Source organism: Hyphomicrobiales bacterium (assembly GCA_016710435.1).
Classification (GTDB): Bacteria; Pseudomonadota; Alphaproteobacteria; order Rhizobiales; family Aestuariivirgaceae; genus Aestuariivirga.
In genome coordinates, this window is the sequence record JADJVV010000001.1 from 2,416,651 (window position 1) to 2,427,804 (window position 11,154).

The following is an 11,154-nucleotide window of genomic DNA, read 5'->3' on the forward strand; positions in this document are numbered from 1 at the left end:
ACACGGCAGAAATGGACGTTAGCCCATCACGTGCGACGTGAGCGTAACTACTTGAAAATTTTAAGGAAAATGGTTGGCGACACTGGACTCGAACCAGTGACCCCTGCGACGTGAATGCGGTTCGCACCCGTTTATATGGCCGCTGGATTTGGTCCCTTGCGCAACTTCGAGTATTAAATGTACTGTTACTTGTGACGCACCGGGGGATGCCACTGGCAGAAGGGTACGTAGTTGATGTCGCTCTCGAGAAGGTCGCGTTCATTGCTCGCGGGTGTTGCCGTAGCGGCAATGGCCCTTCCAGGATCGGTTCAAGCAGATAGCTTCACCATCCTCAACGGCCAAACGCTCAACTCCACCCGCATCCTCAATACGCCGGGTGACGTCGGAACGGTGGAACAGGGCGGCACAATCAACGCTGTGGCTGACGATGGCATCAATGCCAGCACCGATGGCGTAACGGTCAACAATGCGGGTGCGGTCACGGGTGCCGAAGACGGCATCGATGTGAATGACAACAGTGTCGTCACCAATTCAGGCTCCGCGATAGGTAGTGCCTTCGCTATCTTTGGCGACAACAACAACACAATCAGCAATTCGGGCACTGCCACGGGTGGTATCTACGGCATCTTCGTCAACGGCAGCGACAACACGATCAGCAATACGGGCAACGGGACAGGTAGCATCAGCGGCATCAATGCCCTCGTCGGCAACACGATCAGCAATTCGGGCACTACGACAGGTCTCCAAGGCATCGCCGTCGACAGCGGCAACACGATCAACAATTCGGGCACGGCGGCGGGTATCGGTGCTGGCAGCATTGGCATCAGCGTTAATAACAACAACACGATTAGCAACACGGGCACTGCGACAGGTCAGTTTGGCATCCTCGCATTCGACGGCAATACGATCACCAATTCGGGCACGGCGGTGGGGATCGGCAATAACAGCACTGGAATCCTCGCCGTCAACAACAACACGATTACAAACTCGGGTACAGCAATAGGTACAACCGTCGACGGCATTCACGCTGTCGACCAAAACACCATTACAAATTCGGGAACATCGACAGGCTCAGTCACCGGCATTCGCGTCGGTAGCTTCAACACGATTACAAACTCGGGTACAGCAACAGGATCCACCCTCGACGGCATTTTTGGCCTCGACCACAACACAATCACTAACTCGGGAACATCGACAGGCCAATCGTTCGGCATCTTCGGTCGTAGCTACAACACGATCACCAACTCGGGTACAGCAACTGGATCATTCGCCAGCATTAACGCCACCGACCACAACACGATCAGCAATTCTGGCACTGCGACAGGCGGTTCCATCGGTATCGCCGTTGGCAACTTCAACACGATCATCAACTCGGGTACAGCAACTGGATCAACAATCATTGGCATTATCGCCGCCGACAACAACACGATCACAAACTCCGGAACTGTGAGAGGTAGCATATACGGCATTTCCGCTAACAGCAGCAACACGATCAGAAATTCGGGGGTGATCACGGGTGTCTCAGCTGCGGTTAACTTCATTGGTGCCAATAACACCCTCACTCTTTTGGCTGGCAGCCAAATCGAGGGCAGGATCTTACTAGACAATCCAACGGACAGGCTGATCATCGGCCCCGGTTTGAACACGGCGCTGGCTTATACAGGTGGCACCATCGTCGATACCGGCCTTCCCTTCATCATCGATGGCGGCAAGCTCTATGCGGTCGATGTCACCGGATTCTCGGTTCAGGACGAGATGGTGAATGACCTTACGCGGGCTGTCTCCGATGCCGTCGATGCCAGACTTGGCGCGGCACGTGCGGCGGGCCGAGGTTTCTCCACGGCCATGAACGGCACGGTGGTACATGCCGTTGCCGACGTTCCCGCCGGGCCCGGCAACAGCCTCTGGCTCTCGGGCCTCGGTTCGGTGCGCGATCAGGAGGGTGACAGTGACACGGGGTCGTTCAACTCCCTGCTCGGCGGTTTCGTGGTGGGTGGCGATGCCCTGATCTCGACACATACCCGGGCCGGTCTCTTTGCCGGTGCGTCCCTCGCCGATCTCGACACCGAGGGCGATGGTCAGGACCTCGATAACAAAAGCGCATTTGCCGGTGCCTATCTCAGCCATGACATGGGCCAGAGCTTCGTCAATGCTGCGCTTATCGCAGGTTGGAGCGGCTTTGACAGCGAGCGCCACATCACCAACAACCAGCTGCCCGGCGGCATGGAAACGGCAAGCGCAGACTATGACGGCTTCCTGCTCAGCCCGTCGCTCACCCTCGGTCACGGCATGATCATGCAGGGCGGTATCCTCACCCCCAGCGTCCGGGTGCGGTATGCGGGCCTGTTCCTAGAAGGCTATGACGAGAGCGGCTCCACCGCCAATCTCTCGGTGGACGGGCGCAACATCAACGTCCTCGATGCCCGGGCGGAACTGGCCTATGCGCTCAACCCTCACGAGACAGAATCTGGCGTCCTGTCATCCACCCTTCGCTTTGGTGTCGATGGAACGATGACCACGGGCGGCGATGTCTCTGCCACGCTTCTGGCCCAGAGCCTGAACGTCGATGCAGCGGGTAGTGATACGTTGCGCGGCTTTGCGGGCTTTGACGCCACCTATGCCATGGCCACCGGCGGCAGCCTCAAGCTCAGCAGCGAAGCGGGTTACGACACTCGTCAAGCCTTCACCGCACAGGCCACCGCCAGCCTCGTCTGGGACTTCTGAGACCGTCTGAGGGGGGTGCCGCCCAGGATAAGAGACGAGTTGCCAAACTGCCTGCATTCAGCGCATCCAACCGCCAGACCTTCAGTGCATAGCCCGGTGATCGTTCCCAGTCCGAGAACTCGTCACTTGGTGACATGGTGGTGACACGGCAAATTGGGGACGACAGGCGCCCAAGGTAAGCGCCAGCGTGAATATTTGAAATATCTATCAGAAATGGTGGGCGATACTGGACTCGAACCAGTGACCCCTGCGATGTGAACACAGTGCTCTACCAACTGAGCTAATCGCCCGTGATCCTTTTGGGGTGGGCACGCTATAGGCGGGGGTGTGGGGCAAAGTCAATGCCGGGAAGTGGGCTTTCGGCGCTTGCATCCAAAGGGCCTCAAAGGCCGTATTTGGCATATGCGGATGTTCCTGTGGTCCCTCGGGTTTCTGGCTGTGGTTCTGGGCCTTCTCTATCATTTCGCCGCGCTGCGGGTGTTCAGCCTGCTGGTGCCGAAGGATGCCGGCGTGGCGAACGTGCAATCCGCCGTCGCCTATGGCCCCGATCCGCGCCACCGGCTCGACCTCTACACGCCAGAGGGGCAGGGGCCGTTTCCCGTGCTGCTGTTTGTCTATGGCGGCTCCTGGGATTCGGGCCATCGGCAGGACTATGGCTTCGTGGGCCACGCCTTCGCCGCGCGCGGCTTCCTCACCGCCATCGCCGACTACCGCCTGGTGCCCGATGCGCATTATCCCGATTTCGTCGATGACGCGGCGCTCGCTGTGGCCTGGCTGGCGGCGGAATCGGGCCGCTTCGGCGGTGACCCCTCACGCCTCTGCGTGGCCGGGCATTCGGCGGGGGCCTACACGGGGGTGCAGGCCGTGCTGCGCAATGGCCTCCGTCACAAGGTGAAGGCCCTGGTTTCGCTGGCGGGGCCGTTTGACTTCCTGCCATTGGATTCGCCCAAGACCATCGCGGCATTTGGTGCTGTTTCAAATCTCGAGGAGACGCAGCCCGTCTCCGCCGACCTTGCGGATGCACCGCCGTTGTTGCTGCTCCATGGCCGCGATGACACCACCGTGGGCCTGCACAACAGCTGGAACATGAAGGCGGCCTATGATCGCGCCGGCCGCACATCCGGGTTGAAGATCTACGATGGCATTGGCCACGTCGGCATCCTGCTGGCGCTGGCGAAGCCCTTGCGCGGCCGTGCACCGGTTCTGGATGACGCCGCCGCCTTCCTTCACAAATACTGCTGAAGAACCCCCCACGCCTCATCGAAGTGACTGATGACATGCGTGGGGTGGAAGTCCGTGACCGGTGCGGCGGTGTAGCCGAAAGTGACGGCGATCACCGGCACTCCGGCGTTCTGTCCGGTGCGGATGTCGGTTTCGCTGTCACCCACCATGATGGAGCGGGCAGGGTCGCGCCCCAGCCGCTTGCACGCCTCGAAATAGGGGCGCGGATCGGGCTTCGCGACGCCAATCGTGTCCGGCCCCACGACGGCACCGAAATAGCCATCCATGCCCAGCGCCTTGAGCAGCCGGTGTGAAAGGTCCTCCAGCTTGTTGGTGCAGACGGCCATGCCGATGCCGCGGGCATTGCAGCGGTCGAGGAAGGGGAGAAGCCCCGGAAACGGCTTGCTGTGGGCGGCGATGTGGGAGGCGTAGTAGATCACGAATTCCTGGTACAGCGTCTCGATGGCGCGCGGATCAACGGGATCACCCGTCGCCTCGCAGCCCCGGGCAATGAGGGCACGCGCCCCGTGGCCCACGAATGCCCGCACCTCATCCAGCGAAATCGAGCGCCGTTTCAGCGTGGAGAGGACATGGTTGGTCGCCGCGTGCAGGTCGGGCGCGGTGTCCACCAGCGTACCGTCCAGATCGAAAACCAATGTATCAACTGGCATTGCCAACTCCGCCTTCTGGCCCGTTTGTTCTGGCCTGCCGCCCATGCTATGCCCCCGCGCGAGAATGGCTTCCCGCTTCAGGAGAACTTCATGGACATCGCAAAAACGCAGGCGCTTCGCGACTTATTGAAAGACAAGTCGCTGCTCAAGGACAAATGCTACATCAACGGCGCCTGGGTTGGCGGGGCGGCCTCCATCGACGTCACCAACCCGGTGGATGAGCGGGTGATCGGTTCCGTGCCGAAGCTCGGCAGCAAGGAAACCCGCGAGGCCATCGAAGGCGCTGAAAAGGCCCAGAAGCTGTGGTCGAAGAAGACCGCCAAGGAGCGCGCCGGCATCCTCCGCAAATGGTTCAACCTGATGATGGAGAACCAGGAGGACCTGGCCCAGATCCTCACCGCCGAACAGGGCAAGCCGCTCACGGAATCGCGCGGTGAAATCGCCTATGGCGCCAGCTTCATCGAATGGTTCGCCGAAGAGGCCCGCCGCGTCTACGGCGAGACTGTGCCCGTGCCGTTCCCAACGAGCCGCGCTGTCGTCATCAAGCAGGCCGTGGGTGTCATCGCCTGCATCACGCCGTGGAACTTCCCCAACGCCATGATCACCCGCAAGGCCGGTGCCGCATTGGCCGCAGGTTGCGCGATGGTCTGCAAGCCGGCAGCGGAAACGCCGCTCTCGGCTTTGGCCATGGCGGAACTGGGCGAACGCGCAGGGCTTCCGGCGGGTGTCTTCTCCGTCATCACCGGCTCCGCCCGCGAGATCGGCGCCGAAATGACCTCCAACCCGATTGTCCGTGGACTGACGTTTACCGGATCGACCGAAATCGGCCGCGTTCTGATGGAACAGTGCGCCCCCACCATCAAGAAGCTGGGTCTTGAGCTTGGCGGCAATGCGCCCTTCATCGTCTTCGACGATGCCGACCTTGACGCCGCCGTCGCCGGCGCCATGGCCTCCAAGTACCGCAACAACGGCCAGACCTGCGTCTGCGCGAACCGTCTCTATGTGCAGGAAGGCGTCTACGAAGCCTTCGCCGAGAAACTCTCGGCCGCCGTGAAGAAGCTGAAGGTGGGCAATGGTGCCGCGGAGGGCGTGACCACGGGCCCGCTCATCAATCCTGCCGCCGTCAAGAAGGTGGAGGAGCACATCGCCGACGCCGTGGCCAAGGGCGGCAAGATCGCCACCGGCGGCAAGCGCCTGAGCGGAAACTTCTTCGAACCTACCATCATCACCGGCGTCACCAAGGACATGGCCGTGGCCCGCGAGGAGACCTTCGGGCCCGTCGCGCCGCTCTTCACGTTCAAGACGGAAGAGGAAGTGATCGAGGCCGCCAACGCCACCGAGTTCGGCCTCGCCTGCTATTTCTACAGCCGCGACATCGGCCGCATCTGGCGCGTCGGCGAAGCGCTGGAATACGGCATGATCGGCATCAACGAAGGCATCATCTCGACCTCGGAGGTGCCGTTCGGCGGTGTCAAGCAGTCTGGCATTGGCCGTGAAGGTTCGCAGCACGGCATGGAAGAATACCTCGAAGTGAAATACATGCTGATGGGTGGCCTGGGCAAATGAGTGCGAAGAAAGTGGCGAGCGCCGACGAACAGAAGAAGGCCGCGGCGCTGGAGGCCCTGAAACTTGTGAAGTCCGGCATGAACCTCGGCCTCGGCACGGGGTCCACGGCCAATCATTTCATCCGTGGCCTCGGCGAGCAGGTGAAGCAGGGTCTTGAGGTGAAGGGCGTGCCCACCTCGAAGGCAACGGCCGATCTTGCCAAGGAACTCGGCATTCCCCTGACCACGCTGGGCGAACATCCCTTCCTCGATCTCTGCATTGATGGCGCGGATGAATTCGATCCGGAACTCCGCCTCATCAAGGGCGGCGGCGGTGCCTTGCTGATCGAGAAGATCGTGGCGACGTCTGCCAAGGACGTGGTCATCATCACCGACGAGAGCAAGCGCGTGAAGATGCTGGGCCAGTTCCCCCTGCCCATCGAAGTCGTCAACATGGGGATCAAGGCCACCGCCTGGAAGATCGAGCGCGTGTTCCGCATGCTCGGCATGAACCCGAAAATGACACTGCGCGCGCGTGACGGGCAGATGTTCCGCACCGACATGGGCAATGCCATTATCGATGCGGCCTGCGGCGAGATCAAGGAACCCGAGCGCCTTGAAGTGATGTTGAACAACATTCCCGGTGTTGTGAACAACGGCCTCTTCAATGGCATCGCCTCCCGTGTCATCATGGCGACGGCAAGCGGAACCGAGGAAATCAAGGCCAAGTGAGCGCCTACGACTACGACCTCTTTGTGATCGGCGCAGGCTCGGGCGGTGTCCGGGCCGGCCGCATCGCGGCACGGCATGGTGCCAGGGTTGCGGTGGCGGAGGAATACCGCGTCGGCGGCACCTGCGTCATCCGCGGTTGCGTGCCCAAGAAACTCTTCGTCTACGCCTCAAAATTCGCCGAGGAGTTTGAAGATGCAGTGGGCTTCGGCTGGACCACGGAAAAGGTGTCCTTCGACTGGTCCACGCTGGTGGAAAACAAGGACAAGGAAATCGACCGCCTGAACAAGGCCTATATCCGCAACCTCGAATCCTCCGGCGCGGAACTGATCCCGGAGCGCGCCACCATCACCGGGCCCCATGAGGTGCAACTGGCGTCCGGTCGCAAGGTGAGCGCCAAGTACATCCTCGTCGCCACCGGCGCCTCACCCTTCGTGCCCCAGCATCTGCCGGGCCGCGAACTTGCGATCACCTCGAACGAGGCCTTTCACCTCGAGCGCTTGCCGCGCCGCATGGTGATCGTGGGCGGTGGCTATATCGCCGTGGAATTTGCCGGCATCTTCAATGGTCTCGGAGTCGAAACGGTTCTTCTCTATCGCGGCGAACAGATCTTGCGCGGCTTCGATGATGACCTCCGCAATCATCTCGCCGCCGAAATGAAGAAGAAGGGGATCGACATCCGCACCAACGTGGATGTGCATGAGCTCGCCCGCTCCGGAGACGGCGTGCGCGTGACACTCACCGACGGCACGGCCTTTGGCGCCGGCCAGGTGATGTTTGCCACAGGCCGCATTCCCAACACCTTCGACCTCGGTCTCGAAAGCGTGGGGCTGCATGGCACACCCCATGGCGCCATCGACGTCGATGCCCATTCGAAGACGAAGGTGGATTCAATCTACGCGGTGGGTGATGTGACCAACCGCGTCAATCTCACACCGGTGGCGATCCGCGAGGGCCACGCCTTCGCCGACACGGTGTTCGGCAACAAGCCGACCTCCGTCAACCACTCCCTGATCCCGACGGCGGTGTTCTCGCAACCGGAACTGGGAACAGTGGGCCTCACCGAGGCGCAGGCCCGTGCGGGCCATGAGAAGGTAGTGATCTACAAGTCCAGCTTCCGGCCCATGAAGCATACGCTGTCAGGACGCGAGGAACGCATGCTGATGAAACTCGTCGTCGACGGCGAAACCGACCGCGTGCTCGGCTGTCACATCGCAGGTCCGGACGCCGGCGAAATGGCGCAACTCCTCGGAATCGCCATCACCTGCGGCGCCACCAAGGCGCAGTTCGACGCCACCATGGCCGTGCACCCCACAGCCGCAGAAGAACTCGTGACCATGCGAGAACCCTGGAAGGGTTGATCAACTTCCAATTGCGGTCCGGTCGCGCGCTTGACGCAGTGCATGCCACCGCATAGCAATCTCTTCTGGGGGTTGTTTGATCAGAGGGCGCAGAATCATGCCGGCAATTCCCCGTCTCGCGGAAATCAGTCGCTTCGCGTGTGCCGCTTTCGCATCAACGCTGGGGATCTCAACAGCATTCGCCGGCACGTGGACCAATGACAATCAGTCCGTATACTGGACATTGGGCAATCAAAACCCGGCATCCACTTCCGTCAATCCCACGGGCGGGAGGACGATAGCCGATGTCAATGTAGTGTTTGACGTGGACATGCTCTCAAGGGTTGTTGACATCACACTGAGCAATGGATCGACCAACGTTCAGCTCTATTCATACATCAGTGGGCCAGAATATCCGTCCGGAGCAATACTGGTGGGAGACGAATTCCCTGACGCGTTGGGAATGGCTTTCTCGGGCAGTGGATTCAAGCCCTTGTCACCTTTGAGTGCATTCAACGGGCAAAGCGAAAGTGGGGTTTGGACCCTCGCTGTATCCGACGGCTGTTGCTACACCGTTCCCGGCTATCTGTTTTCTTGGTCCCTCATCCTCACCGTACTGCCCCTGGAGCAGGATCTCGTCGGCACCACGATTCCGGATATCATTGCCGGCGATGTGCACAACCTTGTCGGATCGTTGGATGACCGCATGTCCGCAAGCTGGGGTGGCGGCATCACGCCCGCGGCAGACGTTGCCAATCCTTTCACCGCACCTGCCGGCGAGACAGCGGCGGGGCTATGGCTGCGGGTGGGGGGCGCAATTTCGGAGAATGAAGGGGCGGTCGGCGCGAACATCCTGGGCACGGCACGCTATGAAGAACAGAGTGGCTTCTTGCAGGCGGGCGGCAGCGCCACGCTTGCGACGTCAGCGGAGTCGCGCCTGGTCGCTTCGGTCTTTGGACACTACCTTGCCAGTGCCAGCGACGTCGACGGCGCACTGGGAAAGGCCGGTGATGTGGATACGGAAGGGCTCGGTGCTGGCGCGGCACTCACCTGGCTGGCCGCGTCCGGCTGGTATGGAGATGCATCAGCGCTTCTTGTTGCCCATGACCTCGATGTTTCCACGACAGGCGGCGCGGCAGGAAGCACCGACGCCATGACTGGTGCCGCAACCGCGGAAGTGGGCCGCCGTATCGCCCTGACGGAATCGGTTTCAGTCATCCCTCGCGTACAAGCTGTCGTGCAGCATACGGAGATCAACACCTTCACCGATAGCGCCGCCATGACCTACAGCTTCGACGAGGCCACGCGTTTTGAGGGCCAGGCAGGCCTTCAGCTTGTATACACAGCCCCGTCTTCGGGTGATTATCAGCTCACGGGCAAGCTCGGAGCCACACTGTCCCACGCTTTCCTCGACAGCGGTGGCGTGCAACTGAGTGGCGTGCCACTCGACTTTGGCGGAGCGGGTGGCACGGCAGCGATCGTGGATGGCGCGCTCCAATGGGTGCCGCTGGGAGATGGCCCGCGCTTCGGCGTGAATGCCAGCTACATGACACCGCTTCGGGGAGATGGGCGTGAATCAATCGCGGCGTCAGCTACCGTGGGCTGGGCGTTCTAGGCGCTTCCTGCACCAGCCTCTGCGAGCATCTTCACGTCTGCAAGGAAAAGACGGGCCTGCGCTTCGCAAGCGGCCAGGCCCTGTTGCATGTCGAGGAAGATGCAGGTGCCGCCCAACGCATGCAGCACGTGACCAAACTCCCGCAGGCGCTGCTGGAAGCGTGTCACGTCGCGCACCACGGCCTCTTCCCGCATCGCTGCGCCACCGGCAGTGCGGGTCTTGAGATTGGCGAGGATGTTGGCTGGCGTGTTTTCCAGATACATCACGAAGCGCCGGTCGAGGAACGTCCGCGCCATGGCAGGCTCCTGCACGGCGAGGTCCAGCACTTCCCCGCAGAAGTGTTGCAGCACATGTTCATCTGAGAGCAAAAGCAGCTCCGGGTTTTCTGCCCGTACCATATGGTCGCGCCACGCCCGGTGAACGGATGTTTCCGATGCGCGGGCGATCACCTCCGGTGGCGCGCCCTGCGCCGCGAGCCATCGCGCCTTGCCCTCGATCAGGTGGGGATAGGGCGGGGGCAGGGGCTCCTCAAACCTTGCCGCATCGATGACGAGAGACTGGAGGTCCTTCCACCCGTCTTCCGGTTCGCCCGCCAGCAACGCCGCCGCCAGCGTGCTCTTGCCCACTCCGTTTGCGCCCACCATTTCGACGAGCGGCATCGGCCGGTTCAGCCCGTCAGGATTTCGTAGTGGGCTTCCGTGGTCACGCCGTTGTTGATGGGCAGCATGTCCTGCGGGCAGGCCGAGTAGGCAATGATGGCATCCATTTCCGCCTTGAACACCACACTGTCGCCGGGCTTGCACAGGCAGTTGCCCCATTCCAGCGCGCCGTCCTGCCGCCAGGGAATGTTCATGAACAGGTTGAGGGAATCCGGCGTGTAGGGAATGGTGATGCCCAGGGCCGCCAGCCCCGCATGCAGGTTGTCCCGGCAATTGTCGTGGTAGTGGGTGCAGCCGAGGAGGCCGTAGCGTTCGTTGTCGCAAGGGGCGATCAGCGTATCGTGCCGCCCGGGCGAATTGTCCTCCGTCAGGGTGAGGATCGGGCGGCGGCGGTTGGTGATCATCTTGTCGCCTGCCACGGGGAAGAGCCGGGACCAGAAGGCGCGGCAATGCTCCATGCCCATGTATTCCCGGAAATCATTGGCATTGAAGGCCCAGAAATCCACCACCTGGTTGCCGTGGGTATTGACGACGCGGACGGACTGGCCCTTTTCGAGGCGATGGGCCTTTCCGGCCCGGGCGGGGATGGTGTGGCGGGACATGGGTTCTCCTTCCGGCCCAGCATGCCAAAAGCCGGACGCGGGGTCCAAT

General features: G+C 61.5%; 9 protein-coding genes and 1 tRNA gene. 6 read left to right on the forward strand and 4 right to left on the reverse strand.

The window, feature by feature from the left end:
* Positions 1-288 precede the first annotated feature (288 nt).
* On the forward strand, positions 289-2,724 hold the full coding sequence (locus IPM06_11670; GenBank protein MBK8771078.1) for an autotransporter domain-containing protein: 2,436 nt from the start codon (positions 289-291) through the stop codon (positions 2,722-2,724).
* Positions 2,725-2,938: 214 nt separating this feature from the next.
* Here IPM06_11670 and IPM06_11675 read toward each other — a convergent pair.
* Positions 2,939-3,014, reverse strand: a tRNA-Val gene (locus IPM06_11675).
* A gap of 118 nt (positions 3,015-3,132) precedes the next feature.
* On the opposite strand from IPM06_11675, the gene IPM06_11680 reads away from it, so the two are divergent.
* Complete coding sequence (locus tag IPM06_11680) at positions 3,133-3,966, forward strand: alpha/beta hydrolase (GenBank protein ID MBK8771079.1); 834 nt, start codon at positions 3,133-3,135, stop codon at positions 3,964-3,966.
* Here IPM06_11680 and gph read toward each other — a convergent pair.
* Positions 3,951-4,616 (reverse strand): phosphoglycolate phosphatase, encoded by a 666-nt coding sequence (gene gph, locus IPM06_11685; GenBank protein MBK8771080.1) that lies wholly within the window; start codon positions 4,614-4,616, stop codon positions 3,951-3,953. The two genes, IPM06_11680 and gph, sit on opposite strands and share 16 nt — an antisense overlap.
* 90 nt (positions 4,617-4,706) lie before the next feature.
* Between gph and IPM06_11690 the strand changes: the two genes are divergently transcribed.
* The 4 genes from IPM06_11690 to IPM06_11705 all read left to right on the forward strand — a co-directional run bounded on the left by IPM06_11690 (position 4,707) and on the right by IPM06_11705 (position 9,844).
* The gene (locus IPM06_11690) at positions 4,707-6,182 is read left to right on the forward strand and encodes an NAD-dependent succinate-semialdehyde dehydrogenase (protein ID MBK8771081.1); all 1,476 of its coding nucleotides are present in this window, start codon (positions 4,707-4,709) and stop codon (positions 6,180-6,182) included.
* Entirely contained in the window at positions 6,179-6,892 is a 714-nt protein-coding gene (gene rpiA, locus IPM06_11695) for a ribose-5-phosphate isomerase RpiA (protein ID MBK8771082.1), read from the forward strand. Before IPM06_11690 ends, rpiA begins: the two co-directional genes overlap by 4 nt.
* The gene (gor, locus tag IPM06_11700; protein ID MBK8771083.1) at positions 6,889-8,250 is read left to right on the forward strand and encodes a glutathione-disulfide reductase; all 1,362 of its coding nucleotides are present in this window, start codon (positions 6,889-6,891) and stop codon (positions 8,248-8,250) included. Before rpiA ends, gor begins: the two co-directional genes overlap by 4 nt.
* A gap of 472 nt (positions 8,251-8,722) precedes the next feature.
* On the forward strand, positions 8,723-9,844 hold the full coding sequence (locus tag IPM06_11705) for an autotransporter outer membrane beta-barrel domain-containing protein (GenBank protein ID MBK8771084.1): 1,122 nt from the start codon (positions 8,723-8,725) through the stop codon (positions 9,842-9,844).
* Here the strand turns inward: IPM06_11705 and IPM06_11710 are convergent.
* On the reverse strand, positions 9,841-10,503 hold the full coding sequence (locus IPM06_11710; GenBank protein MBK8771085.1) for a hypothetical protein: 663 nt from the start codon (positions 10,501-10,503) through the stop codon (positions 9,841-9,843). The two genes, IPM06_11705 and IPM06_11710, sit on opposite strands and share 4 nt — an antisense overlap.
* Before the next feature lie 8 nt (positions 10,504-10,511).
* Positions 10,512-11,105, reverse strand: a complete 594-nt coding sequence (locus tag IPM06_11715; GenBank protein MBK8771086.1) for an urea carboxylase-associated family protein — start codon at positions 11,103-11,105, stop codon at positions 10,512-10,514.
* Positions 11,106-11,154: the final 49 nt, after the last annotated feature.

What these genes read in the sequence shown, in the direction of transcription:
- IPM06_11690 (MBK8771081.1), top strand. Translation starts at nt 4,707, where the DNA reads ATGGACATCGCAAAAACGCAGGCGCTTCGCGACTTATTGAAAGACAAG.
- IPM06_11715 (MBK8771086.1), bottom strand. Translation starts at nt 11,105, where the DNA reads ATGTCCCGCCACACCATCCCCGCCCGGGCCGGAAAGGCCCATCGCCTC.
- rpiA (MBK8771082.1), top strand. Translation starts at nt 6,179, where the DNA reads ATGAGTGCGAAGAAAGTGGCGAGCGCCGACGAACAGAAGAAGGCCGCG.
- IPM06_11670 (MBK8771078.1), top strand. Translation starts at nt 289, where the DNA reads ATGGCCCTTCCAGGATCGGTTCAAGCAGATAGCTTCACCATCCTCAAC.
- IPM06_11710 (MBK8771085.1), bottom strand. Translation starts at nt 10,503, where the DNA reads ATGCCGCTCGTCGAAATGGTGGGCGCAAACGGAGTGGGCAAGAGCACG.
- IPM06_11680 (MBK8771079.1), top strand. Translation starts at nt 3,133, where the DNA reads ATGTTCCTGTGGTCCCTCGGGTTTCTGGCTGTGGTTCTGGGCCTTCTC.
- gph (MBK8771080.1), bottom strand. Translation starts at nt 4,616, where the DNA reads ATGCCAGTTGATACATTGGTTTTCGATCTGGACGGTACGCTGGTGGAC.